This window comes from Streptomyces sp. SolWspMP-5a-2 (assembly GCF_900091845.1).
Lineage (GTDB): Bacteria > Actinomycetota > Actinomycetes > Streptomycetales > Streptomycetaceae > Streptomyces > Streptomyces doudnae.
The window spans coordinates 25,976-42,281 of the sequence record NZ_FMCI01000350.1 but is presented as its reverse complement, the minus strand read 5'-3'; the positions used below and the strand labels follow the sequence as shown (position 1 = coordinate 42,281).

Genomic DNA, 16,306 nt, shown 5'->3' with positions numbered 1-16,306 from the left:
GATCCGGCCGTAACGGTCAACGGCGAGCCGCAGGGCGTGCCGGCGGGGGACTCTGACTGTTGCGCCTGGTCGAAGGATCTGGTGAACGTCCCACCACGGCAGTTCTCACGACTGCCCAGGTCGGCTTCACGAAAATCCCGGCACGGATTCGTCCGCGCTGGGATTTTCCGCGTTCAGGAGACCCGGTCGTCCGCCTCCCGGCGGTCACGGACGTGTGCCGCAGGTCCGGCGGGGGAGTGCCCGCCGGACCGGCTCCGTCGGACCGTGGATCAGGTCGGCTCGACCATCACCTGCACCACGGCGGCGCCCAGGTCGCACCAGACGGTCGACGTGCCGCCGGACACGGCACGGTTGCCGAAGTGCGTGTACCGGTAGCCCTGCTTGTCGCAGACCACGGACGCGGTGAAGGACCCGCCGGTGCAGCTGACCGACGCGCCCTTGTGTCCCGCGCTGCCGGTGAGCAGGCGCGGGCTGCCGCAGTTGAGACCCCGGGCCGAGACCGGGGCGGAGGCGGCGGAGACCGTGGCGGCGGACGCGACCCCGGTGGCGGGCGCGGCGGTGACGGGAGCGGCGGTGGCGAGCAGCCCCGCCCCCAGCACGGCCGCCGTCGCGATGGATCCGGCGATTCGACCTCGGAACGTCATGTTGCCCCCATGCGTTGTGGTTTCTGACTTCCTGCAACGCTAGATCCCTCCCCGCACGCTCCGGCAGAGCGCACGGGGCAGTCCTGGACGGCACACGCGGCACTCCCCTCGCGGCACGCACATCAGCGCGCCGACGAAAGAGGCACCCCCGAGTCATACGGGGAGCGCGGACGCCGCACCACGGACCCGGCGACAGCGATCGGCGCCGCTCGGTATCGAGGCGGCGTCGCACGCGGCGCGCGAGTCAACCGTGCCTGTGACGGGCCTAGTTCAGCCGTGCCGTCGGGCTTTCCGCGGTGTCCCGGGGCGAGTTCGGGATCGGCGGAGTGGTGTCGGTCCCGTGGACGGGGAGTCCGTGGTGGGATGTGGGGCGCTCCGCGCCCGGCAGCGGGGTGGAGCGAGGCGTGGCTCTCCGCGCGTCCGCTTCTCAGGAGGTGCTGGAAATGGGTGAGTTGTATCCGCCGAGCGAGCCGTACGAGACGGGGATGCTCGACGTCGGTGACGGCAACCACGTCTACTGGGAGGTCTGCGGCAACCCGGCGGGCAAGCCGGCGCTCGTCGTGCACGGCGGTCCCGGCTCCGGGTGCGGAACGCTGGCACGCCGGTACTTCGACCCGGACCGGTACCGGGTCGTGCTCTTCGACCAGCGCGGCTGCGGACGCAGCACCCCGCACGCCGGGGACCCCGCCACCGACATGCGGCACAACACCACCCACCACCTGATCGCCGACATGGAACGGCTGCGCGCGCACCTGGGCGTCGAGCGATGGCTGCTGTACGGCGGCTCATGGGGCTCGACGCTGATCCTCGCCTACGCCGAGACCCACCCGCGGCGGGTGTCGGAGATCGTGATCGCCGCCGTCACCACCACCCGGCGCTCCGAGATCGACTGGCTCTACCGCGGGGTCGGCCGCCACTTCCCCGAGCAGTGGGAACGCTTCCTCGCCGGGGCCCCCGGCACCCCGAGGGACGGCGACGTCGTCGCGGCCTACGCCCGCCTCATGGAACACCCGGACGCCGCCGTGCGGGAGAGGGCCGCCGCCGACTGGGTCGACTGGGAGGACACGGTCGTGTCGGGGGAGACGAAGGGCGCCTCTCGCCCGTACGGCGACCGGTCCCCGGCCGCGCGACTCGCCTTCGTCCGCATCTGCGCGCACTTCTTCTCCCACGGCGCCTGGCTCGAGGAGGGCGCGCTGTTGCGGGACGCGGACCGCCTCGCCGGGATCCCCGGGGTGCTGGTCCACGGCAGGCTCGATCTGGGCGGGCCGCTCGACACCGCCCGGGAGCTGGCCCGCGCCTGGCCCGGCGCGGAGCTGACCGTCGTCGATGACGCCGGGCACCTGGGCGGCGACACGACCCGCGCCCGGGTGCTCCGCGCCCTGGACGACTTCGCCCGCCGTCCCGGCTGAGGACGGCGGGGTCCCGGACCGTGCCCCCCTGCCGGTGGGCCGCCCTGACCAGGGGCGGGCCCCCGAGCCGGGGCGGGGGAGGGGCCACGATCCGCCACCCTGTGGGACCGCGTTGCCGACCGCGTCCTCGCGAACTACGTTCGCCCCATGGCGGACGACGAATCCACGCGCGCGACGCGCCTGCTGGACGCACAGGCGAAGGCCGAGCAGCTCTTCGCGGAGATCGACAAGCGCGGGCTGGTCGCGCCCGGGGAGGGGGAGCGCGCGGTCAGCGACCGGGTGCGCGATCTGGCGAACGAGATGTTCGGCACCACCCGCCACTGGCACAAGCGGATCGTGCGGTCGGGACCCAACACGCTCCTGCCCTACAAGGAGAACCCGCCGGACCGGCCGATCGGCGCCGACGACATCGTCTTCGCCGACTTCGGGCCCATCTTCGAGGAGTACGAGGCCGACTTCGGCCGCACCTTCGTCCTCGGCGACGACCCCGTCAAGCACCGACTGCGGGACGACCTCGCCGACGTGTTCGCCGCGGGAAAGCGGTACTTCGCCGCCCACCCGGACGTCACCGGAGCCCGCCTGCACGGCGAGGTCGCGCGCCTCGCGGCCGACGCGGGCTGGGAGTTGGGCGGCTGGCACGCCGGACACCTGGTCGGCGAGTTCCCGCACGAGCGGATCGACGGCGCCGACGTCGAGTCGTACATCACCCCGGCCAACGACACCCCGCTGCGCCGCACCGACAAGGCCGGACGCGTCTGCCACTGGATCCTGGAGATCCATCTCGTGGACCGGGAGCACGGGTTCGGCGGCTTCTACGAGGAACTCCTCACCCTCGGCTGACCCGCCGGGACACGGACCACCGCCGTCGAGCCCGGACGGGGCTCCCGGCGGGAGGGGGAGTGGCGGCGCCCGTCGCGACGGCGTCGATCACCCGCCCACTTTGCTCCAGCACTCGTCCGTGGCCCGTCCCGTCCCCGTCCGTCCCGGGCAACTGCGGTCAAGAGCAGTGAAGTTGATGTGGGAAGCTGTCGGCAGCCGAACACGGCGAGGGGCCGCGCGGCGGCCGAGAGGAGTTCAGGGTGGGACAGGACGGCGTCCGGGCCGACGGGATCGACACCAGCAAGCCGCATCCCGCGCGGATCTACGACTACCTGCTCGGCGGCAAGGACAACTACGACGTGGACCGGAAAGCCGCCGACGCGCTCGCCGCCGCGGCCCCCGAGGTGCGCATCGGCGTCCGCGCCAACCGGGACTTCATGCGCCGCGCCGTCCGGTACGTCGTCGAGAACGGCGTCCGCCAGATCCTCGACGTCGGCACCGGCCTGCCCACCTCGCCCAACGTCCACGAGACGGCGCAGGAGGTCGCGCCGGACGTCCGGGTCGCGTACGTCGACAACGACCCGATCGTCAACGCGCACGCGGACGCCCTGCTCAGCCGCTCCGGCGCCACCAGCATCGTCCTCGGCGACCTGCGCGACCCGCGGGCGATCCTGGAGGACCCGGACGTCCGCGCCGTCATCGACTTCGACCGGCCGGTCGCCCTGCTGCTCGTCGCCGTCGTCCACTTCCTCACGGACGCGGACGACCCGGCCGGCATCGTCGCCACCCTGCGCGACGCCCTCCCGGACGGCAGCTACCTCGTCCTCACCCATGCCACCAGCGATTTCGCCGACCGGACCGCCGCGCAGGCCGTCTACAGCAAGGCGAGCGCCAGCCTCAACCTGCGCCCGCGCGCCGAGGTCGAGCGGTTCTTCGACGGCTTCGACCTGATCGAACCCGGCCTGTCCCAGGTCCCGTTCTGGCGTCCGGACGGTCCGCCGCCGCCCCGCTCGCACGAGATCGGCTTCTACGGCGGCGTGGCCCGCAAGCGCGCCTGACGACCGGACGGGGGAGTCTGTCCCCGGCGGGCTACCCCCGCGTCACCGGGTGCAGCCCGTCCACCCCGTACCCGTGCCGGTGCCGCCACCCGGCGGCCACCCGGGTGGCGCCGTCGAGATGCGGGTGCCCGGAGCGCAGGTCGGTGTGCTCGTGCTCGACGGCGGTCCCGGGCACCCGCCACAGCCGGACCGCGAGCAGCGCCGCGCCCAGCGTGACGGCGCCGAGCACCACCACCGCCGACGGCAGCCCCGCGGTCGCGCCCAGCCACCCCGCCAGCGGATACGTCAGCAGCCAGCAGCCGTGGGAGAGCGAGAACTGCGCCGCGAAGGCCGCCGTGCGCTTTCCCGGCGGGGCCGAGCGGCGCACCAGCCGGCCGGCGGGTGTGAGCACCGCCGAGCAGGCGGCACCGAACGCGGCCCAGAGCGCCAGCAGCGCCGGGAACCGCCAACTGCCGTCCTGGGCAGCCGTGATGACGCCGAGGCCGCCGAACACGGCCGCCAGCGGCAGGGCGCCGCGCAGCATCACCGTACGGTCCGTCACCCGGTCCAGGAGCCGGGGCAGCGCCAGCGCGACGGCCATCGACCCGGCGCCGTACGCGCCCAGCGCCAGCGGCACCGCACCCGCCGACAGACCGAGCGTCTCCCGTACGTAGACCACCGAGTTGACGGTGACCATCGCGCTCGCGGCGGCCACCGCGAGGTTGAGGGCGAGCAGTGCCCGCAGCGGCGGCAGCCGCAGGAACAGGGCCATGCCCGTGGTGGGCCGTGTCCGTCGACCCGAACGCGCGGACGATGCCGCCCTGTTGGGGAGCGCCGTGGAGAGCACCAGCGCGGCCGAGCCGAGGAAGCCCGCGACCGTGCCGGTGAACAGCCCGTTGTAGGTGACGACGGAGAGCAGGGCGGCGGCCAGCGCGGGGGAGAAGAGGCTCTCCAGGTCGTACGCGAGCCGTGACATCGACAACGCCCGTGTGTAGTCGCGCTCTTGGGGGAGCACGTCCGGGATCACCGACTGGAACGCCGGGGTGAACACGGCCGACGCCGACTGGAGCAGGAAGACCAGCAGGTACACCTGCCAGACCTGATGGACGAACGGCAGCGCGCACGCCACCCCGGCCCGGGTGAGGTCGGCGCCCGCCAGCAGCGCCCGGCGCGGCAGCCGGTCGGCGACCGCGCCGACCAGCGGGGCGATCCCCACGTACGCCACCATCTTGATCGCGAGCGCGGTGCCGAGCACCGAACCGGCCCCGGCGCCCGCGATGTCGTACGCGAGCAGCCCGAGGGCGACCGTGGCGAGCCCGGTGCCGACCAGCGCGATCACCTGGGCGGTGAAGAGGCGGCGGTAGGTGGGGTTGCGCAGGACGGCGAGCATGCGGCGACTCCCTGACGGCTCGGGTCGGGCACGACAGACCGACAGTGTAGTCGTCGTGTGCGCATCTGCGCACATGAAGAACGAGACGAGAATCCCAGCCCGCCCCGCACCCCCGCCCCCTCCGGGGGTCCCCGCCCGCCCGCGCTCGTTCCGTGCCGCAGGCCCTAGGCTGAGCCCCATGTCCCGACGCGACCCCGTCCCATCTGCGCCCGGTACGCATCTGCGGGATCCCGACAGCGCGCGGCTCGCCGAGGCGACCGGGGTCTTCGCGCTGCTCTCGGACGCCACCCGGCTGCACCTGCTGTGGCTGCTGGCCCAGGGCGAGTCGGACGTCGGCACCCTCGCCGAGCACTGCGACGCCTCCCGCACCGCCGTCAGCCAGCACCTCGCCAAGCTGCGGCTCGCCGGTCTGGTGGAGGCCCGGCGGGAAGGGCGGCACGTCCACTACAGCCTGCGTGACGGGCATCTGCGGCGACTGGTCATGGAGGCGCTGAGCCACGCCGACCACCGGGTCAGCGGGCAGGCCCCGCACGACTGAGCGCGCGCGGCGGCTTGCCGGAGCCCGGCCGGAAAGGCGGGGTTGTCGCGCGGTCCGCTTTCGGGAGAGACTTCTACAGCACTGTAGTTGGCGGCGTCCGCCCGGGAGAGAGCAGACCTGATGTTCGGTTTGAGTGAGCTGGCCGTGATCCTGATCGTGGTCGTGGTCGTGCTCGGCATCAAGAAGCTGCCCGAGCTGACGCGTTCGGCCGGGAAGGCCGCCCGGATCTTCAAGAGCGAGGCCAAGGCCCTCAAGGAGCAGGACGCGCCCGGCGCCGGACAGGTCGTCGAGGGCAGGGTCGTCGGACGTCAGGACGAATCCGCGCCGCGCGTCTGACCTGCGCCCCCGGGGGATTCTCGCCCCCGGCCGCCGGCACCGTCAGGCCCCTGTGACGCCCCGGCCCCCGGCGCCGGCACCGTCAGGCCCCGTGACGCCCCGACCCCGGCCCGGCCGCCGTCGGCCCTGCGCCGTCGTCCCCCGTGGAGGACGGCCGCCGCGGTCGTCAGGGCCAGGCACGCGGCGACCGCCGCCGTGGCGTCCGTGGTGCCCGGCTGGTCCGTGGCGTCCGGCAGGCGCGGCTCCAGCAGGCCCAGCGGGTCCACCCGGATCTCGACCCGGTCACCGGCCCGCGCCCGGCCGAAGCAGTTGCCCTGCCGCGCGACCTCGTACGCCCGGTGCCCGCCGTCCAGCTCGCGCAGCGCGCACCGCCCCGCGCCGTGGCGCTCCGCCACCGACGTGACCACGGCGGGCACTGGCTCGCCCGCCGAGCGCATGTAGACCTCGTACAGCGCGGGCCCCGCGAACAGCACCAGCCCTGACCCGGCGACGGACGCGACCGCCGCCGCCCCGGCCCGGTGCCAGACGCCCCCGACGAGGCAGGCGGTGACCGCCACCGACGCGAGGGACAGGACGGCCCCGAGCCAGGTCACCCACTGGGCGATCCCCGCGCCGACGACCATGGCCGCCGTGAGCCCCACGGCCCACAGCAGGGAGCCGCGCGTCCGGCGGGGCCGGGGATCGGGGCGTTCGCGCCGGTCGGAGGCGCCGCCGGTCCGTGGGGTCGTGCCCAGCTCGCCCATGTCCCCGCTCCCGCCGCCGACGTGCCGCCGCCGGACACCGTATCCGGTGGTGGTCCACCGGGAGCCGGTCTCCGGCGGGGTTCACACGGACTGGGGCTGGAGGAACCGGGACAGCAGGTCGTCCAGGGTCACCATGCCGAGCAGGACGCCGTCGCCGTCCCTGACCACGGCCAGCGAGGCGCGCCGCCTGCGCAGCAGGTCGATCGTGTCGGCGACAGTGGTGTCCGCGGACGCTTCCGGTACCGGGCGGGCCAGTTCGCGCGCGGTCGTGGCGCGGCCCCTGGCCCGTGCGACCAGGGCGTCGCGGGCGTGCACCGAGCCGACGAAGCCGGTGGCGTCCCGGACCAGCAGCCGGGTGCGGTCGCTCCCGGCGGCCACCCGCAGCACCGCCTCGACGTCCGCGTCGGCGTCCACCGAGGTGATCAGCGCGGCCGGGACCGTCAGCGCGGAGACCGGGGTCTCCGGTTCGGTCAGCGAGCGGGTCAGCAGCTCCGAGTCGGCCTCGCTGATCAGTCCGAGCCGCTGCGACTCCGCGACCAGGTGGGCGAGTTGCTCCCGGTTGTGGACCGAGGCCAGCTCGTCGCGCGGGGTGACCCGGCACAGCCGCACCAGGGCGTTGCTGACCCGGTTCAGCAGCGAGATCAGCGGGCGCACCACCTTCACCACCGCGCGGAAGGCGGGGGAGAGCAGCATCGCCGAACGCTCCGGGTGCGCGATCGCCCACGACTTGGGGGCCATCTCGCCGACCACCATGTGCAGGAACACCACGACCGCCATCGCCACCGCGAACGCGACCGCGTAACTGAGCGCGCTGGGCAGCCCCAACGCGTGCAGCAGCGGGTCCAGTTCGTGGGAGATGGCGGGCTTGGAGACCGAGCCGAGCCCCAAGGTGCAGATAGTGATGCCGAGTTGCGCGCCCGCCAGCATCAGGGACAGCTCGCGCATCCCGGCCAGCGCCGCCTTCGCGCCGCGCCTTCCCTCGGCCGCGGCCTTCTCCACGCGGTGGCGCCTGGCGGCGACCAGGGCGAACTCGGCGGCCACGAAGAAGCCGCTGCCGATGAGCAGCAGCACGGTGACGAAGAGTGCCATCGGGAAACTCATGCCTGCTCCTCAGCCCGTTCCCGGGCCGGGCCCGCGATCCGCTCGATTCGTACCCGTTCGGGCACATGCCGGTCCAGGGTCCGCACGTCGACCAGCACCCGGTCCCCGTCGGCCAGTTCGACCGTGAGCCGGTCGCCGACGGCGGGGAAGCGGCCGAGCCGGTCCACGATCAGCCCGGCGACGGTGTCGAAGTCGTCCTCCTCGGGCAGCTCCACCCCCGTCGCCTCGGCCACCTCGTCCAGTCTGCGCCCGGCGTCGACCAGCCAGCCCGCGCCGTCCGCGACGGCGAGTTCGGTGACCGTGTCGGACTCGTCGGCGATGTCGCCGACGAGTTCCTCGGCGATGTCCTCGTAGGTGACGACGCCCGCGACCCCGCCGTGCTCGTCCAGGACGACCGCGAACTCGTCGTCCCGCTCCCGCATCTGCTCGACCGCCTCCGGCAGCGGCAGGGTGTCGGGGAGCAGCAGGGGCGGTCGTCCGAAGGCGCCCGCGGTGGTCCTGGGGAGGTCGGCGGCGGGCAGCCGCATCAGCTCGCGCACGCCGACCACTCCGGCGACGTCGTCCGGATGGTCGCCGAGCACCGGGTAGTTGGAGTGGCCGTGCCGGGCGATCAGACCGACCGCCTCGGCGGCGCTCGCGTCCCTGCGCACGAAGACCGCGTCGGCGCGCGGCACCATCACCTCGGCCAGGGTGCGCTCGGAGAACTCCAGGGCGTGGTCGAGGAGTTCGGCGGTGTCCTTGGGCAGTTCGCCCTGCTGGTGGGACTCGCCGATCAGATGGCCCAGCTCCTCCAGGGTGGCGCCGTGGTGCAGCTCCTCGACGGGTTCGATGCCGACCCTGCGCAGCAGCCGGTCGGCGGCGCCGTCGAAGATCCGCACCACCGGGCCGACGACCTTCAGGTACGCCAGGGTGGAGCCCGCGAGCGCCTTGGCGAGCCGCTCGGGCACCGCGATGGCGAGGTTCTTGGGGGCCAGCTCGCCGAGGACCATCTGCACGACGGTGGCGCCGACGAAGGCGAGCACCACGGAGACGGTGCTCACCGCGGCGTCCGGCAGCCCGGCCCCCGACAGGGCGGGCCGCAGCAGCGCCGACACGGACGGCTCGGCGATGAAGCCGACGACCAGCCCGGTGACGGTGATGCCGAGCTGGGCGCCGGAGAGCATGAACGACAGCCGCTCCAGCACCTTCAGGGCGCGGGCCGCCTTGCGGTCGCCCGCCTCGGCGGCGCGGGCCAGGGCCAGCCGGTCGACGGAGACGTAGGCGAACTCCTGGGCGACGAAGTAGCCGGTGCCCGCCGTCAGGACCAGGACGGCGAGGAGGCCCAGGAGCGCGGTCGCGGCACTCATCGGACACCACCCCGCCGTGTGCCGCGCTCATGCTCGCTGTGACGGGGTGGTCGGGGACTGTCTCCCGGGGGATCCGCGGGGTCCGTCGGTCTGGCGGACAAGGTGGTGCTCCTTCTGGTGGGGTATGTCAGGACAACGAGGGGGTCCGGTCACGGGTTCCCGGCTGGTCGGCCGGGCGCTCGGCGGACCGGCGGAAGGCCCACTCCATGGTCGGCTCCACGGCGAAGCGGACCAGCCGCCGCACCGCGGGGGTGCACAGCACCGTCACGACGGAGGCGGCCACCAGGGTGGTGACGACGGCGCCCGCGGGCCCGTGCATCCAGCCGGGGTGGTACCAGCCCAGGTGGTTGGCGAGCTGGGCGACGAACCCGTGCAGCAGATAGCCGGAGAGGGTGCCCGCGCCCAGCACGGTGAACCAGGTCGTCCGCCCCGGCACCCAGGCCAGGAAGCAGGCGGTCAGCAGGACGGAGACGCCGAAGAGGGCGAGCGTCATCAGCGGCCCGGCCCAGGTGGGCGCGCCCAGTTCGACCGCGCTGGCGCGGTGGAACAGCCAGGCGCCGGTGAAGCGCGGCACCAGGAAGTACGCCAGTGCGAAGGCGCCCGCGAAGACCGGCAGGGCCAGCAGCCGCACCCGGCGCCGCTGCACCATCTGGAAGTGCTCGGGCCGCAGGCAGAGGCCGAGCACGAAGTACGGCAGGAACTGGAGCAGGCGCTGCAGGTCGAGGTCCTCGCCGATGGACGGCGACATCGTCGCCAGCATCGCGACGACCAGGGCGACCGGCAGCGGCCGGCGCAGCGACCGCCACAGCGGGGTGGTGAGCCGCCAGACGAACAGCGAGGCCAGGAACCAGGTCAGGTACAGCGGGTCCAGCAGGCTGACCGGGCGGTCGGGCACACCGTCGGTCCAGCGGGTGAAGAAGGTGTACGCCGTCTCGAAGAGGACGTACGGGACGGCGATGCCGGTCACCAGGCGCCGGACGCGGCGCGGGGTGCCGTCGAAGTTCCGGGAGAAGTAGCCGGAGATCACGATGAAGGCCGGCATGTGGAAGGCGTAGACGACGGTGTACAGCGCGGTCACGGTCCGGCTGTCGTCGCGCAGCGGCTCCCAGGCGTGTCCGACGGCGACCAGCACGATCGCCAGGTACTTGGCGTTGTCGAAGAAGGCGTCCCGGACCGGCGGTGCGGCCGTCGGCCGCGCCTCGACCGCCGGGTCGCCCTGCGGCCGGACGGCGGTCCGCGTGGTCTGGCTCACCACGCCTCCTGAGCACCACGGGGACGGCCCTCACGGTCGGGGACGGGTCTGGCGGGACACACGGCGGTGAGGTGGCGGAGGGGCATCCCCGCCGCCTCACCGCTTTCCGGTGTCACAAACCGGAGCGCGCGGGATTCAGACGTTGACGCCGAAGTCGGCCGCGATCCCGGCCAGACCGGAGGCGTAGCCCTGGCCGACGGCGCGGAACTTCCACTCGGCGCCGTGCCGGTACAGCTCGCCGAAGACCATCGCGGTCTCGGTCGACGCGTCCTCCGACAGGTCGTAGCGCGCGATCTCCTGGTTGTTCGCCTGGTTGACGATCCGGATGAACGCGTTGCGGACCTGGCCGAAGCTCTGGCCGCGGTTGTCGGCGTCGTGGATCGAGACCGGGAAGGCGATCTTGTCGATCTCGGCCGGTACGGCGGCCAGGTTCACCTTGATCGACTCGTCGTCGCCCTCGCCCTCACCGGTGAGGTTGTCACCGGTGTGCTCGACCGAGCCGTCCGGGCTGGTGAGGTTGTTGTAGAAGACGAAGTGCCGGTCGGACGGGACCCGGCCCGACGCGTCGAGCAGCAGCGCGGAGGCGTCGAGGTCGTAGTCGGTGCCCGTCGTCGTCCGCACGTCCCAGCCGAGGCCGACCAGGACGGCCGTCAGGCCGGGCGCCTCCTTGCTGAGCGAGACATTGCCGCCTTTGGACAGGGAAACTCCCACGGTGCTCTCCTCCTGCTGCGGTCTGCGGGTAGCGCATCGGTCTGTCCCGAATCTACAACACTGTAGAAGTTCGACGGCGGGCGGGGACGGACCACCTCACTACGATGGTCCGACGCCGAACGCGACGGCGATCGATCAGGGAGGCGGCGTGGAACAGCGAGGCGGGAACCGGCGCGGGCAGGGCGAGCTGGAGGCCCAGGTGCTGACGGCACTGCGCGCGGCCCAGGAGCCGGTACCGGCCGCCTGGGTCCTGGAACGGCTGGGCGGCACGCTCGCCTACACCACCGTCGTCACCATCCTGACGCGGCTGCACACCAAGGGCGTGGTCACCCGGCGCCGGGCCGGACGCTCCTTCGCGTGGACGGCGGCCACCGGCGAGGCGGGCCTCGCCGCCCACCGGATGCGGCGCGTCCTGGACGGCGAGAGCGACCGCGAGGCGGTGCTCGCGAGCTTCGTCTCCTCGCTGCCGCGCCAGGACGAGGAACTGCTGCGCCGGCTGCTCCTGGAGGCCGGGGACGACGCGCCCGCCGGGAGCGGGGACGTCTGAACCATGGGCGTGTTCGTGTTCCTGCCGCTGGTGCTGCCCCTGACCGCCTGGCCCGTCGCCCGGCTCGCCGAGAGCAGACTGCACCCCCGGGTGGCGACCCTGCTGCTCTCCGGGGTCGCCGGGGTGCTCGGCCTGTGCAGCATCCTCTGCCTGGCGCTGCTGGCCATCGTCGGCACCGCGCAGCTCCCCGGTAACCCGCTCCCGGACGGCTGGTCCGACCCGGAGGTGCGCTCGGCGGTGCCGCACGACGAGGTCGTCGGCAAGACCGCCGTCGGCGCCCTGGCAGCGGCGGCCACCGCCTGCACGGCGCTGCTGCTGCGCCACTACCGGGTCCGCAGGGCCACCGTGCGCGCGCTGCGCGGACTGCCCGGCACCCAGGTCGCCGTCCTCGACGACGACCTCCCCTACGCGCACACCCTGCCCGGCGGCCGGGCGGCCCGCATCCTCGTCTCCACCGGAATGCTGGCCGGACTCGACTCCCGGGAGCGGCGGGTCCTGTTCGCCCACGAGCGGGCGCACCTGACCGGCCGTCACCACCGCTTCCTGCTGCTGGCCGGACTCGCGGCCCGCGCCAACCCGTTCCTGCGCCCGCTGCGCACCACCGTCGCCTACACGGTGGAGCGGTGGGCCGACGAGGAGGCAGCCCGCGCCGTCGGCGACCGGCGGCTGACCGCCCGTGCCGTCGCCAAGGCGGCGCTCGTCTCGCGCCCGGCGCCCACGCCCACGATGGCCGCGGTGGGCGGCGAGCCGGGCCCGGTGCCGCGCCGGGTGGCGGCGCTGCTGGGCCCCGCCCCGGTCGCCCGGACCTGGCCGCCGACCTTCACCACCGTCGGGATGGCCGTCTGGACCGCGGCGGCGGGCGCCGCCCTGTCCGCGATGTCGTCCGCCAACTCGGCGGTCACCATGTTCCTGATCCTGAAGACGGCCACCCCGCTGTGACCGGGGCGGCCGCCCCTTCGGACGCGCCCTAGAGGTCGAACTCGTGCGGGGGCAGGTCCAGGGTGAAGCACGCCTCCCGCACGACGGCCTGCTCGGTCTTGTCGAAGTCGCCGTCGGCGCCGCCGATGACGATGCCGATCTGGATGACGGCGCGGGCCTCGGCGGGCTTCTTCTTCGCCTTGGCGATCTCCTGGAGAACGCTGACCTTGCCGAAGTCGAAGTCGGCGGTGAGCTTGTTCAGGTTCTCCTCGAAGCGGCGGCGCAGGTCGTCGGCCGGGAAGTTCTGGAGGACCTCGTTGTTCGCGATGAGCTGCGCGACGCGCTGCCGCTCCGCCGGGTCGATGGTGCCGTCGGCGGCGGCGACGAGCGCGCACATGGCCATGCTGGCGTCCCGGAAGGCGCCGCTCTTGAGGTCGTTCTTCTTCGCGACGAGCTGGGTCTGCATCGTCGACGCGGAATCCTTGATGCGGTCCCACAGGGCCATGCGCGTCTCCAGGTGTGCGGATCGGGAGTGTCTACAACACCGTAGAAACTAGTGCGACGGGGGAGAAGTTCCCGCCTCCGCGCGGAAGTTCACGCCCGTCCCGGCCGCGGCGCCCCCGTCGGGACGCCGGTCGGGGAGCACCCGGAAAATCCGGTGCCGGGACCCGCGCCGTCCTCCTACACTCGCCGAGGACCGTGTGCCGCCCGGGAGCAGGGCGCACACCCGGAGACGGAGGGGGGCCGGCCGTGCGTCACCGCACCGATGTCGTCGTCCCCCGCGCGCTCCACGAGGTGATCCTGGCGTCTCCGGCCGCCCGGTGCGCGCCGCGCGGCCCGCACCGGACACCCGCGACGACCCGCTGACCCCGCCCGCCCCGGCACGCGTCCGACGCGCCGCCGGACCGGCGGCGGCACCGGTGCCCGTCCGGGAATCGCGCCGTCCCGCGAATCGATCGCCGCAGCTCAGCAGAGAGGCCGACCGGCCGTGCGCACCGACACCCACCACCTCGCCACCGTCCGCAACCTGGGCATCCTCGCCCACGTCGACGCGGGCAAGACCACCGTCACCGAGCGGATCCTGTACGCCACCGGCGCCACGCACCGGCGCGGCGAGGTCCACGACGGCACCACCGTCACGGACTTCGACCCGCAGGAGCGCGAGCGCGGGATCACCATCTTCGCGGCGGCGGTGAGCTGCGTCTGGGACGGCCACCGCGTCAACCTCATCGACACCCCGGGGCACGTCGACTTCGCCGACGAGGTGGAGCGCGCGCTGCGGGTCCTCGACGGCGCGGTCGCCGTCTTCGACGCCGTCGCGGGCGTCGAACCGCAGAGCGAGGCGGTGTGGCGGCAGGCCGACCGGCACGGCGTGCCGAGGATCGCGTTCGTCAACAAGCTGGACCGGCCGGGCGCCGACCTCGACACCGCCGTCGAGTCCATCAGGACCCGGCTGCACCCGGCGCCGCTGGTCGTCCAGTTGCCCATCGGCGCCGAGGACCGCTTCACCGGCGTCGTCGACCTGCCGCACCTGCGCGCGCTGGTCAGGGACGACGGTGACGGCGCCGTCCGGCGGGCACCGGTCCCGGAGGACCTGCGCGAGGAGGCGCTGCGGCGCAGACGGCTGCTGGAGGAGGCGGTCGCCGCCCTGCACCCGGCCGCCCTGGAGGAGTACTGCGCCCGCTCGACGCTCTCGGCGGGGACGCTGACCGCCGCGCTGCGGGACCTGACCCTCAGCGGCGAAGGGCTGGTCGTGCTCTGCGGCTCGGCCTACCGCGACCGGGGCGTCGAGGCGCTGCTGGACGCCGTCGTGTCCTACCTGCCGTCGCCCCTCGACGTGCCCGCCGTCCGCGGGGTGCACGAGGGGACCGGACAGGAGCGCGCGGCCGATCCTGGGGCGCCGTTCGCCGCGCTGGTGTTCAAGGTCCAGGCGGCCGCGACCGGGCGGCTGACCTGTCTGCGGATCTACTCGGGAACCGTACGGAAGGGGGACGTGGTGCGGGACGCGGGCACCGGGCGCACCGAGCGGGTCGGACGCGTCCTGCGGGTACGGGCCGACCGCCACGTCCCGGTGGACCGAGCGGTCGCCGGGGACATCGTCGCCGTCGCCGGGCTGAAGGGGGCCCGCGCGGGCACCACCCTCTGCGCGCCGGACGCCCCGCTGCTCCTCGAACCGCCGGGCGTCGCCGACCCGGTGGTCTCGGTGGCGGTCGAGGCCCGCGGGTCCGCCGGGACCGGGCGGCTGGCGGCGGCGCTGGCCCGGCTCACCGAGGAGGACCCGTCGCTGGTCGCCGGGACCGACCCGGAGACCGGGCAGACCGTGCTGTCCGGCATGGGGGAGCTGCACCTGGAGGTCGCGGTGGAGCAACTGCGTTCCGTGCACGGCGTGGAGGTCACCGTGGGCCGCCCCGCGGTGAGCCACCGGGAGACGGTCGGGCGGGGCGTCGCCGGGACGGTCTACCGGCACGTCAAACAGGACGGCGGGGCAGGGCAGTTCGCGCATGTCGTCCTCGATGTCGAGCCGTGGGAGGGGGACTTCGTGTTCCGCTCGACGGTGGTCGGCGGGCGGGTGCCGCAGGAGTACGTCCGCGCGGTCCGCGCCGGATGTCTGGCCGCCCTCGCCGAGGGGCCGCTCGGCGGTCACCCGGTGACCGGGCTGCGGGTCACCCTCACCGACGGGGCGACCCATGTGAAGGACTCCTCGGAGGCCGCCTTCCGGACGGCGGGCCGCCTCGGGCTCCGCGAGGCCCTGCGCGGCTGCGTCATGGTCCTGCTCGAACCCGTCGCGGAGGTCACCGTCACGGTGCCCGACGACGCCGTCGGCGTGGTCCTCGGCGACCTCGCGGCCCGGCGCGGCCGGGTCTCGGGATCGCTCGCGCGCGGCGGCGCGACGGTGGTCACCGCGACGGTGCCGCTGGCCGGACTCTTCGGCTACGCGACCCGGTTGCGCGGGCGCACCCAGGGCCGGGCGACGTTCACCGCCCGCCCGACGGGCTACGCCCCGGCACCGGGGTCGGGGCCGGGGGCGGCATCGGGTTCGGGTTCGGTGGGCGCCGACCGCTAGCGGGGGCCCGGGGCGGGGCCCGGGGCAGGGAGGTGAAACGGACCGCGGGGGTTCGGGGGCGTGGAGGGGCGGGATCGCGGGGGCGGGGAGGCGCGGGATCGCGGGGCGTGGAAGGGCGGCGGGACGAACGGGTGCCGCCGTCCCTTCCCGTGGCCTCCCGTGCCTCACCCCGCCCCCGGCCTCTGCGGCTCACCGCCTCCCGTGGCCCGCCCTCCTGCTGGCCCCGCCCCGCGACTCACCGCCTCCGTGGCTCACCCCCGCCGTGCCCCCGCTCCGCCCCCTTCGGGAAGTGAACGTCCACCCGTCCCGCGGGCCCCCGACCCCGCTGTTCGCCTCAACTGCTCGAACGCGGACCGCGCGACATGCGTCCGGAGTGCCACGGGTGTTGCCGAAACCCTTGACGCGCGCATCTCCTGAGGTTTAACTCACGTCCTAAATTAAGTCATGAGTG

16 protein-coding genes are annotated in these 16,306 nt (G+C 74.1%); 8 read left to right on the top strand and 8 right to left on the bottom strand.

Annotation, left to right across the window (positions count from 1 at the left end):
- Positions 1-269: 269 nt before the first annotated feature.
- A complete protein-coding gene (locus tag GA0115242_RS40435) occupies positions 270-644 on the bottom strand; it encodes a hypothetical protein (RefSeq protein WP_141721863.1) in 375 nt (124 codons plus the stop codon).
- 443 nt (positions 645-1,087) lie between these two features.
- Between GA0115242_RS40435 and pip the strand changes: the two genes are divergently transcribed.
- The 3 genes from pip (at position 1,088) to GA0115242_RS34730 (ending at position 3,930) form a co-directional block, all read left to right on the top strand.
- The gene (gene pip / locus GA0115242_RS34740; protein ID WP_093835638.1) at positions 1,088-2,053 is read left to right on the top strand and encodes a prolyl aminopeptidase; all 966 of its coding nucleotides are present in this window, start codon (positions 1,088-1,090) and stop codon (positions 2,051-2,053) included.
- A 147-nt stretch (positions 2,054-2,200) separates the two neighbouring features.
- Complete coding sequence (locus GA0115242_RS34735; protein ID WP_093835637.1) at positions 2,201-2,893, top strand: M24 family metallopeptidase; 693 nt, start codon at positions 2,201-2,203, stop codon at positions 2,891-2,893.
- A 239-nt stretch (positions 2,894-3,132) separates the two neighbouring features.
- A complete protein-coding gene (locus GA0115242_RS34730; RefSeq protein WP_093835636.1) occupies positions 3,133-3,930 on the top strand; it encodes an SAM-dependent methyltransferase in 798 nt (265 codons plus the stop codon).
- 31 nt (positions 3,931-3,961) lie between these two features.
- Here GA0115242_RS34730 and GA0115242_RS34725 read toward each other — a convergent pair whose 3' ends face one another.
- The gene (locus tag GA0115242_RS34725) at positions 3,962-5,299 is read right to left on the bottom strand and encodes an MFS transporter (protein ID WP_093835635.1); all 1,338 of its coding nucleotides are present in this window, start codon (positions 5,297-5,299) and stop codon (positions 3,962-3,964) included.
- A 178-nt stretch (positions 5,300-5,477) separates the two neighbouring features.
- Between GA0115242_RS34725 and GA0115242_RS34720 the strand changes: the two genes are divergently transcribed.
- Entirely contained in the window at positions 5,478-5,837 is a 360-nt protein-coding gene (locus GA0115242_RS34720; protein ID WP_093835634.1) for an ArsR/SmtB family transcription factor, read from the top strand.
- Between the two features lie 120 nt (positions 5,838-5,957).
- On the top strand, positions 5,958-6,173 hold the full coding sequence (locus GA0115242_RS34715) for a twin-arginine translocase TatA/TatE family subunit (RefSeq protein ID WP_093835633.1): 216 nt from the start codon (positions 5,958-5,960) through the stop codon (positions 6,171-6,173).
- On the opposite strand, the gene GA0115242_RS34710 is transcribed toward GA0115242_RS34715, so the two are convergent.
- The 5 genes from GA0115242_RS34710 to GA0115242_RS34690 all read right to left on the bottom strand — a co-directional run bounded on the left by GA0115242_RS34710 (position 6,146) and on the right by GA0115242_RS34690 (position 11,326).
- Positions 6,146-6,916, bottom strand: coding sequence for a hypothetical protein (locus tag GA0115242_RS34710; protein WP_093835632.1), 771 nt, complete (start codon positions 6,914-6,916; stop codon positions 6,146-6,148). The genes GA0115242_RS34715 and GA0115242_RS34710 overlap by 28 nt on opposite strands.
- Positions 6,917-6,997: 81 nt before the next feature.
- Positions 6,998-8,017, bottom strand: coding sequence for a hemolysin family protein (locus GA0115242_RS34705; RefSeq protein ID WP_093835631.1), 1,020 nt, complete (start codon positions 8,015-8,017; stop codon positions 6,998-7,000).
- Entirely contained in the window at positions 8,014-9,363 is a 1,350-nt protein-coding gene (locus GA0115242_RS34700; protein ID WP_093835630.1) for a hemolysin family protein, read from the bottom strand. Before GA0115242_RS34700 ends, GA0115242_RS34705 begins: the two co-directional genes overlap by 4 nt.
- 127 nt (positions 9,364-9,490) lie before the next feature.
- The gene (locus GA0115242_RS34695; RefSeq protein ID WP_256089825.1) at positions 9,491-10,615 is read right to left on the bottom strand and encodes an acyltransferase family protein; all 1,125 of its coding nucleotides are present in this window, start codon (positions 10,613-10,615) and stop codon (positions 9,491-9,493) included.
- 135 nt (positions 10,616-10,750) lie between these two features.
- Positions 10,751-11,326, bottom strand: a complete 576-nt coding sequence (locus tag GA0115242_RS34690; RefSeq protein ID WP_093835628.1) for a TerD family protein — start codon at positions 11,324-11,326, stop codon at positions 10,751-10,753.
- 148 nt (positions 11,327-11,474) lie between these two features.
- On the opposite strand from GA0115242_RS34690, the gene GA0115242_RS34685 reads away from it, so the two are divergent.
- On the top strand, positions 11,475-11,873 hold the full coding sequence (locus GA0115242_RS34685; protein ID WP_161353432.1) for a BlaI/MecI/CopY family transcriptional regulator: 399 nt from the start codon (positions 11,475-11,477) through the stop codon (positions 11,871-11,873).
- A 3-nt stretch (positions 11,874-11,876) separates the two neighbouring features.
- Entirely contained in the window at positions 11,877-12,812 is a 936-nt protein-coding gene (locus GA0115242_RS34680; RefSeq protein WP_093835627.1) for a M56 family metallopeptidase, read from the top strand.
- 28 nt (positions 12,813-12,840) lie between these two features.
- Here the strand turns inward: GA0115242_RS34680 and GA0115242_RS34675 are convergent, their stop codons facing one another.
- Positions 12,841-13,296: a tellurite resistance TerB family protein gene (locus GA0115242_RS34675; RefSeq protein WP_093835626.1), complete on the bottom strand. Its 456-nt coding sequence runs from the start codon at positions 13,294-13,296 to the stop codon at positions 12,841-12,843.
- Positions 13,297-13,779: 483 nt separating this feature from the next.
- Here GA0115242_RS34675 and fusA point away from each other — a divergent pair, with 483 nt between their 5' ends.
- Positions 13,780-15,855 (top strand): elongation factor G, encoded by a 2,076-nt coding sequence (gene fusA / locus GA0115242_RS34670; protein WP_093835625.1) that lies wholly within the window; start codon positions 13,780-13,782, stop codon positions 15,853-15,855.
- The last annotated feature ends 451 nt before the right edge of the window (positions 15,856-16,306 follow it).

Bases quoted from the DNA above. Each gene is read 5' to 3' on its own strand.
- GA0115242_RS40435 (WP_141721863.1), bottom strand. From the start codon at position 644: ATGACGTTCCGAGGTCGAATCGCCGGATCCATCGCGACGGCGGCCGTG.
- pip (WP_093835638.1), top strand. From the start codon at position 1,088: ATGGGTGAGTTGTATCCGCCGAGCGAGCCGTACGAGACGGGGATGCTC.
- GA0115242_RS34735 (WP_093835637.1), top strand. From the start codon at position 2,201: ATGGCGGACGACGAATCCACGCGCGCGACGCGCCTGCTGGACGCACAG.
- GA0115242_RS34725 (WP_093835635.1), bottom strand. From the start codon at position 5,299: ATGCTCGCCGTCCTGCGCAACCCCACCTACCGCCGCCTCTTCACCGCC.
- GA0115242_RS34720 (WP_093835634.1), top strand. From the start codon at position 5,478: ATGTCCCGACGCGACCCCGTCCCATCTGCGCCCGGTACGCATCTGCGG.
- GA0115242_RS34715 (WP_093835633.1), top strand. From the start codon at position 5,958: ATGTTCGGTTTGAGTGAGCTGGCCGTGATCCTGATCGTGGTCGTGGTC.
- GA0115242_RS34710 (WP_093835632.1), bottom strand. From the start codon at position 6,916: ATGGGCGAGCTGGGCACGACCCCACGGACCGGCGGCGCCTCCGACCGG.
- GA0115242_RS34705 (WP_093835631.1), bottom strand. From the start codon at position 8,017: ATGAGTTTCCCGATGGCACTCTTCGTCACCGTGCTGCTGCTCATCGGC.
- GA0115242_RS34700 (WP_093835630.1), bottom strand. From the start codon at position 9,363: ATGAGTGCCGCGACCGCGCTCCTGGGCCTCCTCGCCGTCCTGGTCCTG.
- GA0115242_RS34680 (WP_093835627.1), top strand. From the start codon at position 11,877: ATGGGCGTGTTCGTGTTCCTGCCGCTGGTGCTGCCCCTGACCGCCTGG.
- GA0115242_RS34675 (WP_093835626.1), bottom strand. From the start codon at position 13,296: ATGGCCCTGTGGGACCGCATCAAGGATTCCGCGTCGACGATGCAGACC.